This is a genomic window from Bifidobacterium sp. UTCIF-1 (genome assembly GCF_006408915.1).
In the GTDB taxonomy this organism is placed as follows: domain Bacteria; phylum Actinomycetota; class Actinomycetes; order Actinomycetales; family Bifidobacteriaceae; genus Bifidobacterium; species Bifidobacterium reuteri.
In genome coordinates this window covers 37,241-61,627 of sequence record NZ_JFAG01000010.1, presented here as the reverse complement: position 1 = coordinate 61,627, position 24,387 = coordinate 37,241, and the positions used below count along the sequence as shown (strand labels likewise).

Here is a 24,387-nt window from a genome sequence, read left to right as displayed (position 1 = left end):
CTTGCCACGTGGCGGTATCCTGATATGCGGAACCACCGAAACCAATCAAGGGAGAACCCAGTGGTCGATATCATTGACAAAGCCCTGCGCATGGGCGAAGGCCGTCAGATCAAGAAGCTCGAGAACGTGGCCAAGGCAGTGAACGCCTTGGAGGACGAGATCTCCGCCCTGTCGGACGACGAGCTCAAGGCCCAGACCCCGAAATTCAAGCAGCAGATCGACAACGGCAAGAGCTTGGACGAGATCATGCCCGAGGCGTTCGCCACCGTGCGAGAAGTCTCCAAGCGCACCCTCGGACAGCGTCACTTCGACGTGCAGCTCATGGGCGGCGCGGCCCTGCACTGGGGCAATATCGCCGAGATGAAGACCGGTGAAGGCAAGACCCTGGTCGCCACGCTGCCGAGCTACCTCAACGCACTCGAAGGCAAGGGCGTGCACGTGGTCACCGTGAACGACTACCTCGCCAGCTACCAAAGCGAGCTCATGGGCCGCATCTACCGCTTCCTGGGCATGAACGTCGGCTGCATCATCACCGAACAGAAGCCGCCGGAGCGCCGCAAGCAGTACAACGCGGACATCACCTACGGCACCAACAACGAGTTCGGCTTCGACTACCTGCGCGACAACATGGCTTGGGAGAAAGCCGATCTCGTGCAGCGCGGCCACCATTACGCCATCGTCGACGAGGTCGACTCCATCCTGATCGATGAGGCCCGTACGCCGTTGATCATCTCCGGCCCCGCCGAAGGCGACGTGACCCGTTGGTACCGCCAGTTCGCCAAGCTGGTCCTCAAGCTCGCCCGCGACGAGGACTATGAGGTCGACGAGAAGAAGAAGGTCGTCGGCATCCTCGATCCGGGCATCACCAAGGTCGAGGACTTCCTCGGCATCGACAACCTGTACGAGCCGGCCAACACCGCCCTTATCGGCTACCTGAACAACGCCATCAAGGCCAAGGAGCTGTTCATCAGGGACAAGGACTATGTGGTCACCCAGGGCGAGGTGCTCATCGTCGACGAGCACACCGGCCGCATCCTGCCGGGCCGCCGCTACAACGAGGGCCTGCACCAGGCCATCGAGGCCAAGGAAGGCGTTGAGGTCAAGGCCGAGAACCAGACCTTCGCCACCATCACCCTGCAGAACTACTTCCGTATGTACGACAAGCTCGCAGGCATGACCGGTACCGCCGAGACCGAGGCCGCCGAGTTCATGAACACCTACAAGCTGGGCGTGCTGCCGATCCCGACCAACAAGCCGATGATCCGCAAGGACCAGGACGATCTCATCTTCCGTACCAAGAAGGAGAAGCTCGCCGCCATCGTCAAGGATGTGGCCAAGCGCCACGCCTCCGGCCAGCCGGTGCTGCTCGGCACCGCCTCCGTGGAAAGCTCCGAGGTGGTCTCCACCCTGCTCGATGTGGCGAAGATCCCCCATCAGGTGCTGAACGCCAAGCAGCATGAGAAGGAGGCCGCCGTCGTGGCCGTCGCCGGCCGCAAGGGCGCCGTCACCGTGGCCACCAACATGGCCGGCCGTGGTACCGACATCATGCTCGGCGGCAACGTCGAGTTCCTCGCCGACGCCAAGCTGAAGTCCGAAGGCTACTCTCCCGAGGACACCCCGGAGGAGTACGAGAAGCGCTGGCCGGGCACCCTGAACGAGATCAAGGCGCAGGTCAAGGACGAGCATGAGGAAGTCAAGAAGCTCGGCGGCCTGTACGTGCTCGGCACCGAACGCCACGAGTCCCGCCGAATCGACAACCAGCTGCGCGGCCGTTCCGGCCGTCAGGGCGATCCGGGCGAATCCCGCTTCTACCTGTCCCTGGAAGACGATCTGATGCGTCTGTTCAACACCCAGCTTGTGGCTCAGGTCATGGCCAAGGGCATGGAGGAAGGCCAGCCGATCGAATCCAAGTCCGTCACCAAGGGCGTGCGCACCGCGCAGAAGGCCGTGGAATCCCGCAACTACGAGATCCGCAAGAACGTGCTCAAGTACGACGACGTGATGAACAAGCAGCGTACCGTCATCTACTCCGAGCGTCAGGCCGTGCTCAAGGGCGAGGACATCCACGAGGATATCGAGCGCTTCATCGCCGACACCGTGGAGTCCTACATCAAGGGTGCCGAAAAGGGTTCCGACAAGCCGAAGGACTGGGATTGGGAAGGCCTGTTCAAGGCCCTCAACACCGTGGTGCCCACCGATGTGACCGCCGACGAGGCCAAGGAGGCCGCGGGCAATCTCAAGGGCGAAAAGGCCATCGAAGCCGTGCGCGACCTGATCGTCAAGGACGCCAAGGCCAAGTACGACGAGCTGGAGAAGACCATCGGCGAATCCGGTCTGCGTGACCTCGAACGCCGTGTGGTGCTTGCCGTGCTCGACCGCAAGTGGCGTGAGCACCTGTATGAGATGGACTACCTGAAGGACGGCATCGGCCTGCGCGGCATGGGCCAGCGCGACCCGCTGGTGGAATACCAGCGTGAGGGCTTCCAGATGTACAACTCCATGATCGAGGCGATCAAGGAGGAATCCGTTCAGCTGCTCTTCCACATCGACGTCAAGCAGGTCGCCGCCACCCAGGATCCGAACTCCACTGATGACGAGGACGCCGCCGTGGCCGCTGCCGAAGGTGCCACCGGCGTCGCCGAAACCTCTGATGGTTCCGAATCCGCCGCAACCGTTGCCGCCGGCCCTGATGAGGACGGCGAGACCGAGGAGGAGGCTGCCGAAGGCGAGTCCGAAGAGGAATCCGAAGACTCCGCCGAGAAGCAGGCCATCGCTGAGTCCGCCGCCGCATCCGAATCCGGCGAGGCTACGCTTCCCGTGGCCGGTCCGGCTCCGATCAGCCACGCCGAAGGCAAGGTCCCGGTCTCCAAGCGTCCGAAGAGCGACGAGCTGAAGACCCCGTGGGCCGACGGCCGCACCTTCCCAGGCACTGGCAAGAACGCGCCCTGCCCGTGCGGTTCCGGTCGCAAGTACAAGATGTGCCACGGCCAGAACGAGCAGTGAGCTGATTGCCCTGCACGGATGAAACAAGCCCCGCTGGTTCACATGGTGAATCGGTGGGGCTTTCCGTATCCACTCAGCGTGTTCCCGCTATTTCCGTCGTTCATTGAGCAGTTTCAGATTCTCCCGGTAGACCTCGCGCCCTGAATGCGAGATCAGGTTCGAGGTCATGTTCACCATGAGATCGATGGACTCCCGCCTGCCCCGACGGAACCAGTCCTTGAGCATGTTCACGACGCCTCCGGCGATGTAGCCGAACTGGTAGTCGCTGAGCGTCTTCGCCATCGTCGGGTCAACCATCGTCGGGTCAACCATCGTCGGGTCGACCGTCATCCGATAACTCGTCGTCTCGCCAGTGCCGGACGCATCGCCCGTGACGGCCACGCCGTCGGTTCCGATGGAGGCGCCGGCGGGCCCTCCTATTCCCAGAATGATCTGCGGCGCGACCGTCTCGGTGCAGACCTTGGAGATCGCATCGATGATGTCCGCGTACAGATTGCCGCCAGACGGCGTCGACAGCAGCGAGAGGAGCTGCTCCCGCCCGTCCAACGACATGTAGACCTCGCGGATGAACGGACGGTAGTCGCCGTTGCACATCTCCTGAGTGTGCCGGTACGTCATGTCCGTGTACATGTCAATCAGGTCGGTCCGCAGTTGGTCGAACATGTCGTATACATCGTGGTAATGCGCGTAGAACGTGACGCGGTTGACATCGGCCAGTTCCGTCAGTTCGGTGACGGTGATCCTGTTCAAGGGCTTGTCGGCCAGCAGGCGTAGCAGCGCCTCCTGCAGAAGAAGACGCGTACGCCGTGTTCGACGATCCATTTTGACGTCATTTTTAGTGTTCATTGTCGTTTTTCCTACAGGTGTCGGCCATATTCGTAGCATATCCATCGGAAGGCGTCCAAGCTGATGGTTGCAGGGCGATCCGACGTCTCCAATAATGATACCCCGTAAGACAACAGATGTAGTAAAACACACGACTGTAAGGAAACTGTCAGGGGGTATCCGGTGCAACGGATCATCAACGGCTTTCTCAGGCATCGCATCATCGTGGTGATCGTCTTCACGATGCTGACGGTCCTCGGGGCCATCGCCTATCCACAGGTCAAAGTCAACTATTCGTTCGCCGACTACCTGCCGAAGGACGCGCCGTCCGTCATCGCGCTCGACGACATGAAAGCATCCTTCGACGCGGGCGTGCCGAACGCGCGTCTGTACGCCGAGGGCATCAGCGCGGTGCAGGCGGAACGGCTTGCCGATGACCTGGCCGACATCGACGGCGTCGACGAGGTCATGTGGCTCGGCTCGGTCGTCGACACCAAGACGCCGGCGGAGATCCAGGACGCGGATACCGTCTCCTCTTGGAAGACGGACAAGGGGTATCTCTACCAGCTGACCATCGATTCGTCCAAGCTGGTCGACGCTGTGCCCGAGGCCAGGGCCGTGGCCGAACAGGCGTATGCGACGCACGTGACGATGGCCGGCGACGGCGTCACCACGGCCGAGGCGCAGGGTTCCACCGCCACGGAGATCATGCTGATCATGGCCATCGCCGTGGCGATCGTCATCGGCATCCTGCTCATCACCTCGCACTCGTGGTTCGAACCGGTGATCTTCCTCATCGTCATCGGCGTCGCGATCGTGATGAACATGGGGTCGAACATCGTGCTCGGCGAGATCAGTTTCGTTAGCCAGATCTGCGGCGCGATTCTCCAGCTCGCCGTCTCGATGGACTACGCGATCGTACTGCTGCACACCTTCCGCAGAGTGGAGAAGGAGATGCCCGGCGCCACGCCGGTCGAGGCGATGACCGAGACGATGCTCCGTAGTTTTACGGTGATCCTGAGCTCGGCGGCCGTCACCTTCTTCGGATTCCTTTCGTTGACGGTCATGCGATTCGGCATCGGCGTGAACATGGGCATCGTGCTCTCCAAGGGCATCGTGTTCAGCTTCCTGTCGATCATGCTGCTCATGCCCTGCCTGATACTCATGTTCCTCAAGCCGTTGAACGCATTGGAACACCGGTATCTCATGCCCTCGTTCTCCCGGTTCGCGAATGCTGCGATACACATCGCTCTGCCGGCGGCGCTGGCGATCCTCATCGCCGCGGTTCCCGCCTATGTGGCGCAGGAGCGCAACGACTTCATCTACGGCGCAGCCGATTTCGTGCAGCCGGGCAGTCGGCTCAAATCCGACGCAGACCACATCAACGACGCCTTCGGCCGCTCGGAGACGTGGGTCATCATGGTCCCCGAAGGACGATGGGCGGATGAGCAAGCCGTCATCGACGACGTCGAACGGCTTCCTCATGTCACCGACGTCACCTCGTATATCACGATGGCTGGCAGGGCGATGCCGACCGCCATCGTCCCCGGCGATCAGTTGGACCAGCTCATCTCGCATGGATGGTCACGTCTCGTCGTGTCGATGGACGTGCAAACCGAATCGAAGGACGCCTACGCGCTCGTGCCTGAAGTGCGCGACACCGTCGCCCGCCACTACGGCGACGACTACCGGCTGGTCGGCACAACGGTGAGCACCTACGACCTGAGGGACGTGGTGCGCGCCGACAGCGGCAAGGTGCGTCTGTTCTCCATCGGCAGCATCGCACTCGTGCTGCTCATCGTGTTCCGGTCGATCGCGATTCCGGTCGTCGTGTTGCTCGCCATCGAAATCTCGATCTGGCTCAACCTCGCCGTGCCATACGTGACCGGTGACACCCTCAATTACATCGGATACCTCGTCATCGAGGCCGTACAGCTCGGAGCCGCCGTAGACTACGGCATCATCTACACACGCGAATATCTGGACCAACGACGACGGCACGAGCCACGTGAGGCGACTCGCCTGTCCATCCAACATTCCGCGATTACAATCCTCACCTCGGCCACAATCCTCATCAGCGCCGGATTCGCCGTGTGGCGCATCGCATCCAACGGCGTGATCAGCGAGATCGGTCTGCTCGTCTCCCGCGGCGCCCTTGTCTCGATGCTGCTCATGTTCCTGCTGCTGCCATGGCTGTTCCGCGTATCCGACGGGCTGATACGACGCACCTCGATCGGACTGGGCTTCCGCGATGACGCGCGTATGAATGTCAGAAATACAGATGCGCAAACCATTGGCACGCCATCCGACACGCAATCCGATACCCCCAATGACCAACCTGCCACCCACACCACTCATCCCACGAAGGAGATCACACGATGACCATGACCAACACCCATCACGACAACGTGAACGCCAACACCTCAAGCACCATCACCGAGCGTCGACACACGACGGTCAGGAGAATCCTCGCGCCCACCATCGCCGCATTCCTCGCGACCGTGCTCCTCACGGTTCCGGCGCTGTCCCGGGCGAATGCCGCGGACGAGCCCCGAGCATCCGCGCACACCACGGCGGCGGTGACTTCGGCGAACAATGGGGGCAATAGTGGAGAGGGGAGCGGCAAGGACGAGACCGTCTACATCAAGGCCAAGGCCGACGGCGCCGTCTCCGGCATATACGTGGTCAACACCTTCGACGCCGGGCAGCCACGCACCGTCCAGGACCCGGGCTCGTACACCAAAGTCACGAACCTCACCACCGACGCCAAACTCGAGGAGAAGAACGGCACGGTGAACATCACCACCCTCAACGACAAGCCGTTCTACTATCAGGGCGACCTCAAGGCCGACACCGCACTGCCCTGGAACGTCAGCGTCGACTACACGCTGGACGGCAAGGCCGTCGATGCCGAGAAACTGGACGGAGCTGACGGCGAACTCGCCATGACCCTGCGCATCGCGCCCAACGAATCGGCCGACAAGGCGACCCGGGAATTCGCCGACGCCTATGTGATTCAGGCACAGGGCACCTTCCCGCAGGAAGCGTTCGACATCACTGACGCCGGTGACGCTGCCCTCGCCCAGTCCGGTGGCAACACCGTCGTCTCCGGCATGGTCCTGCCCGGAGAAACCGGAACATTCACCATCCGCGGCCAAGCCAAGGACTTCACCAGCTCCGGATGGCAGATCACCGCGATGAGCCTCGACATGGCGCTGGACGTGCGCGATCAGGACACCTCCCAGCTCACCGAGCAGACCGGCAAACTCAGCGACGCCACCGTGCAATTGGCAGACGGCACGACATCCCTCGCCCAAGGCAACCGGGAACTGAGCCGGGGAATCGGTTCGCTCGCCACCGGAACCGCCGAACTCAACCGCGGCGCGCAATCCCTCGCCGGCGGAACGGAAACGCTCGCCCAAGGCGCCGGGACGCTTGCGCAGGGCAACCGGCAGCTGGCCGACGGACTGGCGCAACTGTACGACGCCAGCGGAAGCATGAGCGACGGTGTCAAGGGACTGCCCGAACAGATGACGGCGCTGAGTCAAGGGGTCACCACGCTCAAACAGGGGTCGGACGCCCTGAAGCAAGGGGATGGGCAGTACCGTCAGGCACTCGCCGGCGGTCAGCAGACGATCCTCGCACAGGTCGGCGGTGACATCGATGCGGCCGAGACGGCATCTCGACAGGCGTACGCCCAGGCATTGGCCGCCGTGCAGCAGAATCCCGGCGACACTCAGGCCATCGCGGCGCTCGACAAGGCCGTGACAGCTATGGTGCAGGTGGAGAACGCCAAAGGGCAGTATCAGGCGCTCGGACAGGCGCTTGACGGTTACGCGGGCATCTCCTCCGGCATCGGCCAGCTGCGCGGGGGAGTGGATCAGCTCGACGCGAAGGTGAACGGTTCGTCCAACGGATCGTCGGCGGACTCCGCGGCCATGCAGGCGTCCCTTATGCAACTGGCCGAGGGATTGGCATCGATGCACGCCGCCGTCGGACAGCTCAACACGGGGGCGCAATCCGCTGCCTCCGGTGCCGAGGAGCTGGCGAAGGGCCTGTCATCCGCGCGTGATGGCGCCAACAGCCTCGCCACCGGAGCCGCTGCGGCGGACTCTGGCGCGCACAGCCTCGCTTCGGGCGCGGCCTCGGCTGCAGAAGGCGCCGGTCAGCTTGATGACGGCGCCCGAAAGCTCGCCGACTCCGTCAAGGGCATGGACGACAAGGTGCTCGACGAACTGCAGAAGACCATCGACGAGAAACTCGGCAAGGGCTTCAAAGTGCATTCGTTCGTCGCCCCCGCCAACACCGCCGTAGACCGCGTCCAGTTCACCTACGTCCTGCCCGGCATCGGGCAGTGAGCGACGGGTCGGCTCCCCGCATCGAGCGGGGAGCCTTTCGCGTTCTGCAATATGAAAGAACCGGACGGAGACGCAATATACGGCCATTACAATGGGCCGCGTCACTGATTATCGGGCGCGAGTGCGCCAAGGAGGAACAATGGCCGAGATCACATGGAAGTCGATTCTCACCAAGCTGGTCGGGGGAGACCACCTGAGCGCCGAGGAATCCGAATGGTTCGTCGATGATCTGATGAAGGGCAACGCCAATCCCGCCGCCGTGGGTGCCACGCTCGCCCTCCAGCAGCAGCTGGGGCTGACTGCCGAGGAGGTGTCCGGCGCGGCCAAGGCCATGGTGTCGCACGCCGTGCCACTCAACGTCTCCGGTGAGACCACCGACATCGTGGGCACCGGTGGTGACGGCTTCGCCACGGTGAACCTGTCCACCATGGGCTCGGTGGCCGCCGCGGCCGCGGGCGTGAAGATCGTCAAGCATGGCAATCGCGCCGCCTCCTCGAAGTGCGGTGCCGCCGATGTACTCGAAGCGCTCGGTCTCCCGCTGGACCTGAAGCCCGAGGCGGTTGGCGAGGTCGGAGACGAGGTGGGCATCACCTTCGCGTTCGCCCGCACCTTCCACCCGGCCATGCGCTTCGTAGGCCCGATTCGCGCCGCGCTCGGCATTCCGTGCGTGTTCAACGTGCTGGGCCCGCTGACCAACCCGGCCAAGCCCGCCCATGTGGCCATCGGCTGCGCCAAGCGCGAGATGAGCCCGATTATGGCCGCCGTCTACGCCGCCAACGGCCAGTCCGGCATGGTCTACACCTCGCATGAGGGCATGGACGAGCTCGCCCCCACCGGCCCGGTCTCCGTGTGGGAGATCCGCGACGGCAAGGTGACCGAGACCGAATTCGACCCGACCGTGGAGCTCGGCCTCGCCAAGATCGACGTCGCCGATCTCAAGGGCGGCGAGCCCGAGGCCAACGCTGCCGCCTTCCGCGATTTCGTGGCCGGCAAGGACATCCCGGCCCGCACCACCGCACTGCTCAATGCCGCATCCGCCATCGTTGCCGACGGTCATCTGGTGGGCGATGGCACGCTGGGCGAACGCTTCCGCGAAGCTTACAAGCTCGCCGAGGACGCCGTGGACTCCGGCAAGGCCCAGGCCCTGCTCGACAAGTGGGTGGCCACTGCCAAGTCCAAGGCGTGACACGCTGACGCGCAGGCTTGGCGATTACCGCAGCAATCGTCCATACCGAAACTGGGGGGGGCAACGAGCTAATTCGTTGCCCCCCAGCTGTTTACCGGGCAGATGATAGTCATCCTCGATGCGGCGTCATCCTGTCCAGTCAGGTGCACTCAGACCCGTGCTCCATCATCGAAATACCCGCCTTTATCTCCGGGACGGTTCTTACGATTGAGAATCTTGACGATGAGACCACCCAACCCCAGTATGGTGCACAGGCCGAACGCAATATTCAACAGTGCGCTGATCAACGGGATGCTGTACAAAGCCGGCACCAGGATCATCGTCAGCATGCCGACCAGGCCAATCACCAGCAACGCGACAAGCAACACCGTCGAAGCGTGCAACGGCCCGAGCTCCGGGTTCGGGGGAGTGAAGCCGCCGTCATCGTACCGGTCCATCACATCATCCGTGTCCAGCCAGCTGGAACCGGTGAAATCGCGGGGGCCGGCACCCGGGGACTCGCGCCTTCTCTGACCTCCACGCATACGCTCATGGAAAGGCCTCACGCCATCGGTGAACGCTGCCGCATCGAGATCGTCCACGGACAGCAATGCCTCCTTTTCGCGGCGTTTGGCCTGCCTCTCGAACTTCCGCGCCTGGCGCGATGAGGCGACATCATCGAGGTCGGCCTTATGCTCGGCCTCGAATGCAGCCCAGGCCTCATCCAGATTGCCGAGGCCATGCTGCCCGGATGGAGCGGCATCACGGGAGTAGCCGGCTGCGTTGGCGCCGGTGCCGACGTCGTTGCTCGTGTCATCCCCGTGTCCAGGCACGACATGGTGCTGCCCGTCGTCCGGCGTGGATGTTGGGTGCTCTCCGTCGCCATTGCTATTGTGGTTATCAGTCATAACTATCACTCTAATCAGGCGGTCGGCCAATGGCCGGCGTCCGTGTGAAGGGGGGAATGCCACGTGCTCTACTGGTTCTTCGTCAAGGTCTTTGGTCCCATCGCCCGTCACCATCTCGGTCCTACTGTTTCCGGCCTGAACAATGTGCCGCGTACCGGCGGCGCCATCATTGCAGCCAACCATCTGGCGGTGATCGACGATGCGCTCATCCCGATCACCTGCCCGCGCATGGTGCATTTCATGGGCAAGGCCGAGTATTTCGAGGGCAAGGGCATCAAGGGCAAGTTCAAAAAGTGGTGGTTCACGTCAGTGGGTGTGTTCCCGGTGGACCGTTCCGGCGGCAACAAGTCGCTTGGTGCGCTTGAGCACGCGCGAGAGATCATCGAGGACGGTCACCTGTTCGGCATCCACATCGAGGGCACGCGCAGCCCCGACGGCCGCATGTATAAAGGACACACCGGCGTCGCCCGACTGGCATTGGAGACCGGATGCCCGATTGTACCGGTGGCATTGATCGGTTCGGACAAGCTGCAGCCGATTGGCACCACGATTCCGAAGAAGGGCAAGACGCAGGTCAAGTACGGCAAGCCGATCGAGGTTTCCAGGAAGGCCGCCGATGAGATCACCCACGCCGAATTGCGCGAACTGACCGACCGCGTTTCCGCGGCGATCCGCGAGATGAGCGGTCAGGAATACGTTGACGAATACGCGCAGAAGGTCAAAGCCGAGCTGAAGGCCGCTAAGGAGGCGCAGAAGGCTGGCGAAGGCGTTCGCAAAGCCACGAACCTCACACCACGGTCAGCGTGATGACGGTCGGCTTGCCGTTCTCGTCGCGAAGGCGCACGGTTTCGCCGGCCTTGGGGCTCTGGATGCGGACCTCATGCGTCAGATCGCCCAAGGGGGCGGACTTCTTCACGGTGAAGCCGAGCTTCTCCAGCTGCTTGGCCGCCTCATCGTAGGTCATGCCGACCACGTTCGGCAGCACGGTGGTTTCCGGACCTTTGGAAACCACCACGTCCACGCTATCGCCCCACTTGAGCTGGGTTCCGGGTTTGACCGAGGTCGAGATAACCGTGCCTGCCGCGATCTTGTCATCGTACTGCTCGGTGATGTTCGCAGTGAGCTTGAGTTCAGCGAAGGACGCCGTCATATCATCCTTGGTTTTGCCTACTACATCCGGCATGCTGACCGGCATCGGTCCCTTGCTCAGGGTAATGGTCACTGTGGCATCATGCTTCATCGTGGTGCCCGGGTCGGGGGAGATGCTCAATGCGGCACCTTCAGGGACATCCATCGAATACTGGTCGCCGGATTCATCGTGGACGATATTGCTGAAACCGGCACTCTGCAGAGCGGCGATCGGATCCTTGCCATGGGACGATGAGGGGTCCATGATATCGTCCGGAATGGTGATCATGCGTGGGCCCTTCGAGATGACGATCTCAAGCTTCTGCCCATTTCGCTTCGACACATGGCTGTTGACGAACGCCTCCGCATTGTCCACTGACGCGGAAATGATCTTGCCTTTGTCTATGGAATCGCTGTACTCCTGCGACGTCTCATAGGGAATGCCCGCCGATTTGAGCAGGTCCTCATAGGCCGACCACTCGGTGCCCGACAGTGAACACTGCGTGTCCGCTTCGGCACAGGAGGCATCTTGAGGCTGGGGCACGCTCCAATAGCTGCCAGGGCCTGCAAAGGTCCACCATGAGGCGCCTCCGCCGATGCCAGCGAGTATCAGTGCCGTCACTAGGATGACGATGAGAATGACCTTGCGCCTCGATGATTTCTTCTTAGGGGAGTCGGCAGGGGAGACCAGAGTGCCTGATGCCGGATTGTCTGGCGACGTACTGCCGGCATTGCCGTTGCCAGAGGAGGGAGAATCGGTGCCATTGCCGGTACTCAATGCCTGTGTCGGTTCCGTTGTGGTCCCGGTCTGCGCCATGATGGCGGTACGGCCCGGATCAGGTGTCAATGCAGTCGTCGGCACTGCAGTCGTAGGTGCCGGATTTGTTGTCTGTACCGCAGTCGGCTGCGCTGTACGTGTTTGCGCCGGATTCGTTGACTGTGCCACCGGTGGTGCGGGCGGAGCCGGCTGCATGGCAGTCAGTCTTTCCGCGTTCTCGCCTATGGCACCCACCAATGCGGGAAGAGTGGCATCGGCGCGTTCCGCATGGGGCGACTCCGTCTGCAGGCGGTACTGCCATGCCTCCATCGGCAGTTTGGCCGCCAACTGGCGCAGTTCGGAAGCGGCCTCCAAACCATTCTTGGGCCGCGCTTCGACTGCGCGCGCAGTCAGATGAGAGATGAACGCCGCCACAGAGGGGTCGATGCCGGGGCAGACGGTGGCGATGGACGGCACGTCCTCATGCACATGTTTGAAGACCAGCGTCACCGGGTTGTCGGAATCGAACGGTACTTTGCCTGCCAGCATCTCCCATGCCATGATGCCCACGGAATACAGGTCGCCCTGTGGTGTGGCCTGATTGGCTTCGATCATTTCCGGGGCAAGATAGGCTGCCGTGCCGAGCAGCATGCCGGTGGAACTCAACGTGGCCTGGCTGGCTGCCTTGGCGAGACCGAAATCGGTGATCTGCACATGGCCGCGGTCGTTGAGGAGAATGTTCTCCGGCTTGATGTCTCGATGCACCACTCCGGCGCGATGCGCGGAGGCCAGTCCATCCAATGTCTCGGCGACGATGCGCAACGTCTCACGGACGGAGAATGTGCCCTGAACGTTCATTTCATGACGCAGATTGATGCCATGGACGTATTCCATGACCAGAAAATCCAGGCCGTTGAATTCGCCGGTGTCGTATACCTGCACGATGTGTGGATTGGCGATGGCCGCGGCGGAATTGGCCTCGCGTCGGAAACGCTCCACGAATTGCGCGCGATGCGGACCCTTGGCGAGCTGCGTATGCATCACCTTGATGGCCACGGTACGGCCCAGACGCTCATCGACCGCCTCGTATACGGTGGCCATACCGCCTTCGGCGATATTGCGCACGATGCGGTAGCGTCCCTCAATCATTGGCGTGGGCTCGTTCTCACTCATTGATCCGTACGGTTCCTTTGACTACAGCTGAACATGGCTCAGTCTACCTTGTCCGGGCTACGCATCAGGCCGGTCTGCGCCTGATCGCGCCACGGATTGGTCTTGATTTGGATTGGTTGCGGTATGGATTGGTTTCGTTGTGATGTGATCGCTGCGATAACTGCCTTGCCCCGGATTTGCCGGCGGTGGCCAGCGGCGCCTCACCTGAGGTCTGAGGGGATGAACCGTGCGCATGCCTCGATGAGGCGGCGCCGACCATCCTCGCTGAGATGCCATTGTTCTATGGCCTGCCTCGATTGCGACCACAATATGCTGATGCGGGCACGGGATTGGTCGATCGCACCTGTGCGTTCGAAGAGCGTGATGACGCGGCCTACTTGGGTCTCATCACGATGCTCGGCCTCGAACATGGCGCGCAGCTCGTCCCGGTCCGATACGTTGGCGGCGTTGAGGGCATCGGCCAGCAGCACGGTCCGCTTCCCCTCGCGGATGTCGCCGCCTACCGGCTTGCCGGTATTGCGGCTGGACCCGATGACATCCAGAAGGTCGTCCGCAAGTTGGAACGCCAGACCCAGCGGCTCCCCGACGGCCAATGCCTCACGCCGGGCGTCCTGCGGGTCGACACCGGCTGCCAACAGCGCGAACAGCAGTGGCGCGATGGTGGTGTAACTCGCCGTCTTCCATCGGAACACGTTCAACGATGCCTGAACCAATGCCTGCGGATTGCTGAGCGGAGTCATTTCGACGCCCAGATCAAGGACCTGTCCTATCTCCACCTCGCGTTGCATCGTGAGAAACGATTCGATGATGGCGTCGCTGTTGCTGAGCTGCTTGGCAGCACGGCGCGCGATTTCGATGCATTCGGTGGCGAGGATGTCTCCTAGCATCAATCCGAGACCGCGTCCTATGGATGCGTTGTGCACGGCGTATTCCAGCGCGCGATGGGCTGAAGGCTTGCCACGGCGCAAATCGGATTCGTCGATGATGTCGTCATGTACCAGCGCGGCGGTCTGGAACACTTCGATGGCGCAGGCCAGATCGATCATCGCGTTTCGCGAGGAGTTCACGTGATGCTGCTCGGTAAGCACGTCGAAGGCATCGAGACTGAGCAAGGCGCGGAGGCGTTTCCCGCCCTGGCTTGAGGTGACGGCCTGCTGAATCACATCGTCCATCACCGGCCGCAGGGCCGCAGCCACCTCACCAGTGTCGGGGGCGTCGGTCAGGTCGCGGACCAGCGTGCCGATGCGTGGTTCGATGATGGACAGGTCTTTCGCGGTTGTGCACATGCCTTATAACTTATCCACAGGTTGTGATGAATACAAGAACGTTGGAAACACTGGGTTGTGAAGCTGGAACCACAATGGTCGATCATCGTTGGTATCACGGCGGGTTCATTGCATAGTGGATGTACGCCCGTCAACGGTGACGGGCTGATGCGACCGACGCGGATGGCGTGGGGCATCGACTGGGAAAGGCAGGAATCATGGTGATGAACGACAACGACGCGCGAACCGATGGTGGCGGTGCCGTCGACGGATTCGAAACGACCAGAGTGAGTGCAGGCAAACCCGGATGCGGTGCACGGCATGACGGTGCGGGACGGTCCGGCAGACGCCGTGCCAAGAACGGCAACGGGCCGGGGCGCCATCGCAAAGGCGAATCGCGCGGCACCGCATCACGCAATGACCGTAACGATGAAGCGCGGCGCTCGCGAAGGCAAACGCCTCCTGCGCATGGCAGTCACGAATTCAATGGTTTCGATGCAGACGACCTGAAGATGATGTCGGATGCATTCCATGCCGATCGTCGCGCACGCGGCCCCCAGCAGGCCGACGCCGACTGGGTGTCCGAACCGTTGGATGAGTGGCTGGCCTCGCTCGAAGACGGCACGGCCAGCTTGGACGATGACACCATGGCGGCGTTCGCCGTGGGCATGAATGAGACGTTGTCGATACGCGACGCGCTCATTTTGTCGCTCATCGTCGATCAGAACAGATGCCCGAAATCACAGCTTATGGAATTTGCGGCGAAGCCCCACAGCGAGCACGCCCGTCGCCGGATGGGCACGCTGCTCACGGCGGCCTTTGAAGATGAAGGGCTGGTCCCGGACGAGGAACGATGCCGGACCGGTATTACCATGCTGCTTGACATCGCCTGTGCATCCCCGGTGCCGTATTGCATACAGCCGTTGGCTGTAGCGGCCTATGCGCTATGGTGGCTTGGGGATTCGAGCGCGGCGGCACTCGCCTTGCAATGCCTCGTGCTTGATGAGGACTGCTCGTTGGCGGCGATGGTGTTTTCCGCTTCCGACCGTGGCGTTTTCCCGGCATGGTGTGCTTGTGAGAACAAGGAATCGGCCATGTGACGGGGATTGCATCTGAAAGAGGTGACTTGCGTGCGGTTGGGGTCTGTGCGTCCTCATCGTGTCGCCGTCGGTGATGTCGTGCCGTTTTTCGCTGTGCGGGAATAATCGTCCGTAGAAGGTGATTAACTCTCATAGTTGAAGATTTGCCCTTGCCAGAAGTGGGCCCATGTGGTATGGGTGCTTCCGGCAAGAGATCAGAAGGAGCAGTTTTGGCCACGAAGGAAACGACGGCAACCAAGCACGCGGAAGACTCCGGCGAGGAGACCGAGACCAAGAAGAAGGCCAGCTCTACGACCACCGCACGCAAGACCTCCACTCGCAAGCCTCGCGCGACGAAGTCTGCCAAGGTCGCAGCAGAGGACAGCGGAGAAAAGACGGCCAGGAAGACGACTCGTCGTGCCGCCTCCAAGAAGTCCTCTGCGAAACCGGCCGATGATGAGGATCTCATCAAAGACGAGGACGACCAGGACGACGAACTCGGTGACGACGTGGTCGGTGACGACGACCTGGACGTCGACGACCTGGACGAGGACATCGACGACGTTGACGCCGACGATGTTGAAGACGATGACGATGATTCCGACGAGGATGAGATCGACGCCGACGACGTGGATGACGACGAGGACAACAAGCCCAAGGCCCCCGAAAAGCCGAAGGAAAAAGGTGCCTATGTGGTCTCCGACACGGATGACGACGATGAGAACGTCATTCCCGCCGGCAATCCGAAGCGCAGGGTCATCGCCGCAGGCGCCACTGCCGACCCGGTCAAGGACTATCTCAAGCAGATCGGCCGTGTGAGCCTGCTGAACGCCGAACAGGAAGTCGACCTGTCCGAACGCATCGAGGCCGGCCTGTACGCGCAGCATCTGCTGGACACCCAGTCGGAAGGCATGGAGTTCAAGCGCAAGCGCGAGCTCAAGTGGGCCGCCGCCGACGGCAAGAAGGCCAAGGACCACCTGTTGGAGGCCAACCTGCGCTTGGTGGTGTCCCTCGCCAAGCGATACACGGGCCGCGGCATGCTGTTCCTTGATCTGATCCAGGAAGGCAATCTGGGTCTTATCCGTGCCGTCGAGAAGTTCGACTGGAAGAAGGGCTTCAAGTTCTCCACCTACGCCACATGGTGGATTCGCCAGGCCATCACCCGCGCCATGGCCGATCAGGCCCGCACCATCCGTGTGCCCGTGCACATGGTGGAAGTCATCAACAAGCTCTCCCGCGTGCAGCGTCAGATGCTGCAGGATCTGGGTCGTGAGCCCACGCCGGACGAGCTGGCTCGCGAGCTGGACATGCCTGTCGAGAAGGTGCAGGAAGTGCAGAAGTACGGTCGTGAGCCGATTTCGCTGCACACGCCGCTCGGCGAGGACGGTGATTCCGAGTTTGGTGACCTCATCGAGGACACCGACGCCATCGCACCGTCCGACGCCGTCGCCTTCTCCCTGCTGCAGGAGCAGTTCAAGCAGGTGCTGGAGACGCTGTCCCCACGTGAGGCCGGCGTGATCAAGATGCGCTACGGTCTGGAAGATGGCCAGCCGAAGACCTTGGATGATATCGGTCGCGTGTATGGTGTAACCCGTGAACGCATCCGCCAGATCGAGTCCAAGACCATGTCCAAGCTGCGTCACCCCTCCCGTTCGCAGACCTTGCGCGACTTCCTGGACCAGTGATCGCGCCGCTCGGCAGCGCGATCACGCGAGGAGCTGGACAGTCCAGTGAACTGTCCAGCGACGGAGCCATCCGTTGAGTAGTCGCTGAGCAGACGGTCGGACGCGGACTCATCCGTTTCGTTTTCCCCGGTTCGCCGGGAAAGCAGGATGCCTGTTATAGAAGAAAAGGACTATGCCCAAAGAAGAATACGGCGCGAAGGATCTAGCCGTTCTCGAAGGCCTGGATGCGGTTCGCAAGCGTCCGGGCATGTACATCGGCACCACGGACTCACAGGGTCTGATGCATTGCCTGTGGGAGATCATCGATAATTCCGTTGATGAGGCACTTGCAGGCTTCTGCACGGATATCGTGGTGACCCTGCATACCGATGGTTCGGTGGAGGTCGCGGACAACGGGCGCGGCATTCCGGTGGACAAGGAACCGAAAACCGGCTTGTCGGGCGTGGAAGTGGTAATGACCAAGCTGCACGCAGGCGCCAAGTTCGGCAACTCCTCATATAACGCGGTAGGCGGTCTGCATGGCGTGGGCTCTTCCGTGGTGAATGCGTTGAGCTCCCGTCTCGATGTGGAAGTGGATCGTGACGGCAAGACCCACCATATGTCCTTCCATCAGGGGCATCCAGGCGTCTATACGGATGCCGACCCCGCCAAGCCCTCGCCGGATTCCCCGTTCAAGCGCACGCGCAAAAACCGTCCTACCGAATTGGACATCATCGGCACGGTGAGCCCGAAAACCACCGGTACTCGCATCCGGTATTGGGTCGATTCGGAGATCTTCAACAAAACCGCCGAGTTCTCCTATGAGCAGCTTGTCGATCGCGTGCGTCAGACCAGTTTCTTGGTCCCCGGTCTCAAGATCACCATCGTCGATGAGAACGTGCCGGAGTCGGCGACCGTGACCACAGATCGGTCGGATGCCACGGAGTCCGGCGATTCGGCATCGGCGACCGAGATTGACGGTCAGGACGCGGGCATCGACGGTTCCACAGATGCCGGCGAACGAGATGAGGATTTTTCCTTCGGCGCATCCGACGAGATGGCCGACGGTGCATTCGGCGAGCAGCCGGCCCACCCGCGCGTCGTGGAGTTCCGCCATACCGGCGGTGTTAAGGATTTCGTGGATTTCCTCTCCAAAGGCGAACCGGTATCCGATATCTGGCGCATCCAGGGCGAAGGCACCTACAAGGAGGAGACACAGGCCGTAGGCGAAGGCGGCGAGCTGCATGCCCAGGAGATTGAACGCACCTGTGGTATCGATATCGCCCTGCGCTGGGTGAACGGTTATGACACCACGATCATGAGCTTCGTCAACATCGTGGAGACGCCGGGCGGCGGCACCCACGTGGATGGGTTCATGAACGGCATCACCAAGCAGATTCGCAAGGCCGTGGAGGACAACGCCCGCAAGCTCAAGGTGAATCTCAAGGATTCAGCCATGAAGGTGGAGCGCGACGACATCCAGGCCGGGCTCGTGGCTGTGGTCACCGCCCGTGTCGCCGAGCCGCAGTTCCAAGGCCAGACCAAGGACGTGCTCGGTACCGCCCAGGTCAAGCCGATAGTCACGCGGCTCACCGACCAGCAGTTCGGTGAGATGATCACCGGCGCCAAGCGCGGATTCAAGGACCAGTCGGCCCGTGTGCTTGAGAAGATCGTCGGCGAGATGCATGCACGCATCCAGTCGCGCAAGGCCAAGGAGGTGACCCGCCGCAAGAACGCGCTCGAATCCGCGTCCATGCCGGCCAAACTCTCCGATTGCCAGCCCGGCAACGATGACGTGGCCGAATTGTTCATCGTGGAGGGCGACTCGGCACTCGGCACGGCCAAGGCCGCGCGCAATGCCGGATTCCAGGCGTTGCTGCCTATTCGAGGCAAGATCCTGAACGTGCAGAAGGCCTCGATCACGCAGATGCTGTCCAATAAGGAATGCGCGGCCATCATCCAGGTGGTCGGAGCTGGTTCCGGCCAGAGTTTCGACATCGACCAGTCTCGATATCACAAGATCATCATGATGACCGATGCCGATGTGGACGGCGCGCATATCCGCATCCTGCTGCTGACCTTGTTCTATCGGTACATGCGGCCGCTCATTGAGCATGGCTATGTGTACGCCGCGGTGCCGCCGCTGCATCGCATCGCATTGACCGGCTCGCGTAAGGGTGAGTACCTGTACACGTATTCGGACGATGAGCTGGCGAACAAACTCGCCGAATTGGATGCCAAGCATATCGGCTATGCCGATGACATCCAGCGCTACAAGGGTCTGGGCGAGATGGATGCCGACCAGCTGGCGGACACCACCATGGATCCGCGCACGCGCATGCTCCGCCGCATCCGCATGGAGGACGCCGCTCAGGCGTCGGAGATCTTCAGCTTGCTCATGGGCGATGACGTGCCGCCGCGCAAGCAGTTCATCGTCGACAATGCCGACGACTTCGACCGCTCCAAGATTGATACGTGACGGATTGTCACATGCCGGATTGTCACATGCCGGATTGCCATGTGCCGCATCGGCGGCTCCGGCGTTCCGGCTGATGACCGGTGGCCGGTGGCGCCGACATGCGGGTTTCGACCGTGTGCCGGCGCCACGTCGTTATCAGCCGCAGGTCAAGTCCTGCTTGGGCGCCTCGCAGGCGCTGCTGCCGGGTTGGGGCGCTCATACCCCCAGTGTAGCGTTCCACGACATGATTACCCAGTCCGGATCGCTCAACCCCAGCGCCACCCACCAGACGAGGACCAGGATGAATCCGATGGTGATCAGCGGCAGGCGTTCACGGAAAAGACGGACCAGCGCCAGCAGCAGGATCACCGCGAGCAACGCGATGAACGTCAGCGACAGCCACCTGAGCCAGGTCATGCCATAGGCGGCGATGTATAGGCCCAGACGGGTGGCCGAGGAGGCAAGCATCACACCGGTCGCCGTGATGAGGCCGATTTCGAGGCCGATCATCGTCCTGGTGCGTGGTACGAACGTCATCACGACGCCGTAGCCCGCCAGATTGAGCGCGGTCACGAACAGCAGCTGGAAGAAGCCCTGACGCGCGTATTCCGCGTACGTGTAGCCGGCAGGCAGACCAGCGCCGGCGAACAGGAACGTGAACTGGATGATGCAGAACACGGCGTACAACGCCAGCACGAGTCCGAGCACCACCGCGGCGATGGTCGGGTCGAACGGGCGGCGTCGCTCGGCCTGCCGCAGGCCGCCGAGTTCCGGTTCCGTGGTCCGGGTCTCTACGCTCGCCAGCAATGAGAACAGGAACGGCGCGGGAATGACGACCACGGCGGCATGGAAGAGGAACCGCGTGAGATCGATATGGTCGACCATGTGGGTCACGCCGTAGGCGAACACCTCGTCCGCCTGCATGAGCAGCGGGATTAGCAGACAGAGAATCGGCAGGCTGATGAGCAGCGCGATGCCGATTTTGCGCAGTGTGGTCTCCGGCGATCGTGACGTGACATCATTGCCATCCGGATGCGTCGCCGTATCGACGAGCCGTGCGAGCGTGTCGATGAGCAGCGGCCAGCGCGAGAATGGGCTGACCGTCCATCCAAGGAACCAGTCCGCGATCAGCGTGGCCGGACGGCGGATGTCGAAGGTGGCGCTCGACAGCTGCAGGAGCAGCATGAGCAACGCCGGCAGGGCAAGGTAGCCGGTGATCAGCGAGTACCAGAAGTTCGGCGTCGGGCCGGAGGCGTTGCGCCAATCGGCCGCCAGCGAGGTGTCGTTGACGATCAGCCATGACGCGCAGAACACGGCGACGGCACCGACGATCCACCACATCGGCGTGCGGCAGGCCCTTGTGACGAACAGCAGGACGCCGATTGCGAGTATGACAAGACAGAACACGCCCCAGGGAAGCCAGCTGGCAGTGTAGGTGCCACTCGCGAATGAAGGAGGGTCGATGATGAGCCGGTCGAAGGCGAACGGGATGACAAGCGCCGCGGCGATCAGGGTGATGCGACGGCGCATTGAAAGCGTCGGCGTGGCGGATGATGATGCGTTCGGGAGCGGTGACTCTGCGGGTGGTGTGTCCGCAGACTGCGCGGTTGCGGATGGGGTGGACGCGAGCGAAGCGGTTGCGGATGCCGTTGCTATAGGCGATGCGGAGGTGCCCGTTTCGGGGACCGTGCCGTCCGGATGATGCGTGAGATTGGTGCTCATGCCTGCATCGTATGATATCGATATTCGATATATGTCTATCGTAAATCGATTCTTCACAGTTGTTTCATATCGAATTTCGATATACAGCGAGGCTGTGTTGGTGGCGTTGCGCTGCGGCGGGGTGCATGACTGCCATGGGTGACGCCTCGGTGTGGGCGATAAATGTGTACGTTCGTCCGCGTGTTGCTTGGTGACCGTTTGGTAACCTTATGACATCGTTATCACAATGTTGTCTTCGATGCTGAAAGGTGTGTGTATGGCCAGCCTGCTGCTTGCTGTGATATACGTGGCGTTCATCAGCTTGGGATTGCCGGACTCGCTGCTGGGGGCGGTGTGGCCCACGATGAGCCAGGACCTTGCGGTGCCGGTTTCGTGGGCTGGCGGCATATCTGCAGTCATCTCGTTGTTCACTATCGTCTCCGCGCTGCTCTCCGACCGTATGACATTGCGTCTTGGCGCAGGGCGCGTCACTGCCATCTCGGTGGCTCTGACGGCCATAGCGCTGGCCGGCTTCTCCGTGGCGCCGAACTACTGGGTGCTGCTGCTCATCGCCGTTCCATACGGTCTGGGTGCCGGCGGTGTGGACGCTGCGCTCAACAACTACGTCGCCATCCACTACGAGAGCCGCCATATGAGCTGGCTGCACTGCATGTGGGGCGTCGGCGCCTCGATTGGCCCGTACATCATGGGATATGCGCTGTCCAACGGACAGGGCTGGCCGTGGGGATACCGGTACATCGCCATCCTGCAGGTCGCGCTCACGCTGATTCTGGTGCTGAGTCTGCCGCTGTGGAAGTCACGCGGTCGTGCGGCGGCCGAGGCGAACGGCGTCGACAGCGCTGCCGGTGAGGGCGTCGGGGCCGACGCGGCTTCGTCCGCCGGCACGGAACGCAAGCCGCTTGGCGTGGCCGGTGTGCTGGCGATCCGTGGCGCGAGGGAAATCCTCATCATGTTCTTCTGCTACTGCGCCATCGAAAGCACCGCCGGCCTGTGGGCCTCCAGCTACATGGTGATGCACGCCGGCGTGGACAAGGTCACGGCGGCCAGCTGGGCCAGCCTGTTCTACGTGGGCATCACCGTGGGACGTGCACTGTCCGGCTTCTTGACCATGAGGTTCCGCGACCCGGTGATGATTCGCATCGGTCAGGTGCTGGTGCTGCTCGGTGTGGTCACGATGTTCCTTCCGTTGCCACATCATCTGGGTATCGTGGCCGGATTGATCGTCGTGGGTCTCGGTTGCGCGCCGATCTATCCGTGCGTCATCCACTCGACGCCCGCATACTTCGGTGAGGAGAATTCGCAGGCGATCGTGGGTGTGCAAATGGCGTGCGCCTACACCGGCACGCTGCTCATGCCGCCGTTGTTCGGCATCATTGCACAGTACGTGACCATCAGCTTGTATCCGTGGTATCTGCTGCTGTTCCTGGTGCTCATGGTCGCCATGCACGAGCGTCTGCGCAAGCTGCGCGGCTGATTATCCTCCCCGTCGTCAGCGGGGCTACTATGCTGGGCAAGCATGAGTAGTGAAGAACATGAGCAGATGCCCGAGCCGGTACGCGATCGTCTGGAAGCCTTGGGCAAGGCGCAGGGTGCTGTCATTGTGGTCGGTTCGATGAACGCGGACTACACGGTCAGCACCAAACGGCTCCCCAAGCCGGGGGAGACCGTCAACGGTGGTGCCATGAAAGTGCTACCCGGCGGCAAAGGGGCAAATCAGGCTGCCGCCGCAGCAAGACTTGGCGCCAACGTGCAATTGCTGGGTGCTGTCGGGGAGGACGACAACGCGAACTTCCTCTTGAGCAAACTGGATGAGGCTGGTGTGGACACCGCGGACATCCTGCACGTGGAAGGCCCGAGTGGCACCACGCTGATCACCGTGAGCGCCGAGGGCGAGAACACCATCGTCTATTCCCCGGGATCCAATGCGAAGGTCAGTGCCGGATATGTGCAATCCCATCGTGACACCATCGCGTCCTGCGCCGTGCTTGGTCTATGTCTGGAAAGTCCGATCGCCACGGTGATCGCGGCGGCGCAGACCGCGCATGACGCCGGCGTGACCGTGCTGCTCAACGATTCCCCGTTCATGGACGAACTGCCGCACGAGCTGGTGGAGGCCACGGACATCCTGCTGGTCAATCAGCATGAGGTGGCGCAGTTGCTGGGTCTGCCCGACACCGATTCCGTGGACTATGACTGGTATGAGGTGACCTCCCGGTTCGTCGACTATGGCTTCGGCAGAGCCATCGTGACGCTTGGGGCTTCGGGCTCAATCGTCATTGAGGATGGTCGTTGGCATCGTGTCTCCGCCGCACAGGTGGATGCGGTGGACACCACGGGATGCGGTGATTCCTTCATGGGGACCGTGCTCGCAGGTCTGGCGGCCGGATTCACGTTGCTGCAATCCGCCCAGATCGGATCCTATGTCTCCGCATACGCTGCGACCAAGCTCGGCGCGCAAAGCGCCTATGGAACTGCCGAAGAGGTCATCGCCTACTTCAGCTGACCAGTATCGGTCTATGAGCGGGGCAAAACCTCGCATCGCTGTGCGATATGGTCCATTGGCTGTTTGTCAGTGGACCATATCGCATAATGGTTCGAGGTTGTGCTTCGGCGAGTGGGCCTGTAGGGGCCGTATGGTCGGATGACCCGAGGTTGTGCTTTGCTGAGAGGTTGTGGGCAGGGCGAGTGCTCTGGTGAACCGAGGTTGTGCTTCGCTGAGAGGCTGTCGACGGGGCGGATGTCCTGGTTGTCCGAGGTTTTGCTTCGGTAGGAGGCTATAGGCGGGCTGAAAGTCCAGATGGCTCGAGGTTTTGCCCCGTTGGGCGAGAATGCTGCCGCCGCCGGTTCATGAGTGACGCGCAGTTTGTTCGCATAGCACGTTA

Annotated in this window: 14 protein-coding genes and 1 pseudogene; 10 read left to right on the top strand and 5 right to left on the bottom strand. The window is 61.9% G+C overall.

Features of this window, described 5'->3' with window-relative positions:
• Positions 1-24 precede the first annotated feature (24 nt).
• Complete coding sequence (gene secA / locus BW09_RS05745; RefSeq protein WP_375137561.1) at positions 25-3,003, top strand: preprotein translocase subunit SecA; 2,979 nt, start codon at positions 25-27, stop codon at positions 3,001-3,003.
• Between the two features lie 87 nt (positions 3,004-3,090).
• On the opposite strand, the gene BW09_RS05740 is transcribed toward secA, so the two are convergent.
• Positions 3,091-3,849 carry a TetR-like C-terminal domain-containing protein gene (locus tag BW09_RS05740; protein ID WP_140462351.1) on the bottom strand — a complete coding sequence of 253 codons (759 nt, stop codon included), beginning with the start codon at positions 3,847-3,849 and terminating at the stop codon, positions 3,091-3,093.
• A 162-nt stretch (positions 3,850-4,011) separates the two neighbouring features.
• Here BW09_RS05740 and BW09_RS05735 point away from each other — a divergent pair, with 162 nt between their 5' ends.
• From BW09_RS05735 to trpD, 3 genes are all read left to right on the top strand, one after another.
• A complete protein-coding gene (locus BW09_RS05735) occupies positions 4,012-6,210 on the top strand; it encodes an RND family transporter (RefSeq protein WP_140462350.1) in 2,199 nt (732 codons plus the stop codon).
• The gene (locus tag BW09_RS05730) at positions 6,207-8,186 is read left to right on the top strand and encodes a hypothetical protein (RefSeq protein ID WP_044088864.1); all 1,980 of its coding nucleotides are present in this window, start codon (positions 6,207-6,209) and stop codon (positions 8,184-8,186) included. Before BW09_RS05735 ends, BW09_RS05730 begins: the two co-directional genes overlap by 4 nt.
• Before the next feature lie 139 nt (positions 8,187-8,325).
• Positions 8,326-9,372, top strand: a complete 1,047-nt coding sequence (trpD, locus tag BW09_RS05725) for an anthranilate phosphoribosyltransferase (protein ID WP_044088865.1) — start codon at positions 8,326-8,328, stop codon at positions 9,370-9,372.
• A 149-nt stretch (positions 9,373-9,521) separates the two neighbouring features.
• On the opposite strand, the gene BW09_RS05720 is transcribed toward trpD, so the two are convergent.
• Complete coding sequence (locus BW09_RS05720) at positions 9,522-10,259, bottom strand: hypothetical protein (protein ID WP_044088866.1); 738 nt, start codon at positions 10,257-10,259, stop codon at positions 9,522-9,524.
• A 63-nt stretch (positions 10,260-10,322) separates the two neighbouring features.
• Here BW09_RS05720 and BW09_RS05715 point away from each other — a divergent pair, with 63 nt between their 5' ends.
• Positions 10,323-11,066: a 1-acyl-sn-glycerol-3-phosphate acyltransferase gene (locus BW09_RS05715; RefSeq protein WP_044088867.1), complete on the top strand. Its 744-nt coding sequence runs from the start codon at positions 10,323-10,325 to the stop codon at positions 11,064-11,066.
• On the opposite strand, the gene BW09_RS05710 is transcribed toward BW09_RS05715, so the two are convergent.
• Both BW09_RS05710 and BW09_RS05705 read right to left on the bottom strand, forming a co-directional pair.
• Entirely contained in the window at positions 11,047-13,317 is a 2,271-nt protein-coding gene (locus BW09_RS05710) for a Stk1 family PASTA domain-containing Ser/Thr kinase (protein ID WP_044088868.1), read from the bottom strand. The two genes, BW09_RS05715 and BW09_RS05710, sit on opposite strands and share 20 nt — an antisense overlap.
• Positions 13,318-13,517: 200 nt before the next feature.
• Positions 13,518-14,603, bottom strand: a complete 1,086-nt coding sequence (locus tag BW09_RS05705) for a polyprenyl synthetase family protein (RefSeq protein WP_044088869.1) — start codon at positions 14,601-14,603, stop codon at positions 13,518-13,520.
• 506 nt (positions 14,604-15,109) lie between these two features.
• On the opposite strand from BW09_RS05705, the pseudogene BW09_RS05700 reads away from it, so the two are divergent.
• The 3 genes and pseudogenes from BW09_RS05700 to BW09_RS05690 all read left to right on the top strand — a co-directional run.
• Positions 15,110-15,682: pseudogene (locus tag BW09_RS05700) on the top strand (DUF4192 domain-containing protein); the annotation flags it as partial.
• A 209-nt stretch (positions 15,683-15,891) separates the two neighbouring features.
• The gene (locus BW09_RS05695; RefSeq protein ID WP_044088870.1) at positions 15,892-17,346 is read left to right on the top strand and encodes an RNA polymerase sigma factor; all 1,455 of its coding nucleotides are present in this window, start codon (positions 15,892-15,894) and stop codon (positions 17,344-17,346) included.
• A 172-nt stretch (positions 17,347-17,518) separates the two neighbouring features.
• Entirely contained in the window at positions 17,519-19,804 is a 2,286-nt protein-coding gene (locus tag BW09_RS05690) for a type IIA DNA topoisomerase subunit B (RefSeq protein ID WP_044088872.1), read from the top strand.
• A 195-nt stretch (positions 19,805-19,999) separates the two neighbouring features.
• Here BW09_RS05690 and BW09_RS05685 read toward each other — a convergent pair whose 3' ends face one another.
• Positions 20,000-21,505, bottom strand: coding sequence for a DUF4173 domain-containing protein (locus BW09_RS05685; RefSeq protein ID WP_081886581.1), 1,506 nt, complete (start codon positions 21,503-21,505; stop codon positions 20,000-20,002).
• Between the two features lie 256 nt (positions 21,506-21,761).
• On the opposite strand from BW09_RS05685, the gene BW09_RS05680 reads away from it, so the two are divergent.
• Together BW09_RS05680 and BW09_RS05675 are read left to right on the top strand one after the other, a co-directional pair.
• Positions 21,762-22,979, top strand: a complete 1,218-nt coding sequence (locus tag BW09_RS05680) for a sugar MFS transporter (protein ID WP_044088874.1) — start codon at positions 21,762-21,764, stop codon at positions 22,977-22,979.
• Positions 22,980-23,045: 66 nt separating this feature from the next.
• Positions 23,046-24,008 (top strand): ribokinase, encoded by a 963-nt coding sequence (locus BW09_RS05675; RefSeq protein ID WP_044088876.1) that lies wholly within the window; start codon positions 23,046-23,048, stop codon positions 24,006-24,008.
• Positions 24,009-24,387 lie beyond the last annotated feature (379 nt).

Bases quoted from the DNA above. Each gene is read 5' to 3' on its own strand.
- secA (WP_375137561.1), top strand. From the start codon at position 25: ATGCGGAACCACCGAAACCAATCAAGGGAGAACCCAGTGGTCGATATC.
- BW09_RS05740 (WP_140462351.1), bottom strand. From the start codon at position 3,849: ATGAACACTAAAAATGACGTCAAAATGGATCGTCGAACACGGCGTACG.
- BW09_RS05730 (WP_044088864.1), top strand. From the start codon at position 6,207: ATGACCATGACCAACACCCATCACGACAACGTGAACGCCAACACCTCA.
- trpD (WP_044088865.1), top strand. From the start codon at position 8,326: ATGGCCGAGATCACATGGAAGTCGATTCTCACCAAGCTGGTCGGGGGA.
- BW09_RS05720 (WP_044088866.1), bottom strand. From the start codon at position 10,259: ATGACTGATAACCACAATAGCAATGGCGACGGAGAGCACCCAACATCC.
- BW09_RS05710 (WP_044088868.1), bottom strand. From the start codon at position 13,317: ATGAGTGAGAACGAGCCCACGCCAATGATTGAGGGACGCTACCGCATC.
- BW09_RS05705 (WP_044088869.1), bottom strand. From the start codon at position 14,603: ATGTGCACAACCGCGAAAGACCTGTCCATCATCGAACCACGCATCGGC.
- BW09_RS05690 (WP_044088872.1), top strand. From the start codon at position 17,519: ATGCCCAAAGAAGAATACGGCGCGAAGGATCTAGCCGTTCTCGAAGGC.
- BW09_RS05685 (WP_081886581.1), bottom strand. From the start codon at position 21,505: ATGAGCACCAATCTCACGCATCATCCGGACGGCACGGTCCCCGAAACG.
- BW09_RS05680 (WP_044088874.1), top strand. From the start codon at position 21,762: ATGGCCAGCCTGCTGCTTGCTGTGATATACGTGGCGTTCATCAGCTTG.
- BW09_RS05675 (WP_044088876.1), top strand. From the start codon at position 23,046: ATGCCCGAGCCGGTACGCGATCGTCTGGAAGCCTTGGGCAAGGCGCAG.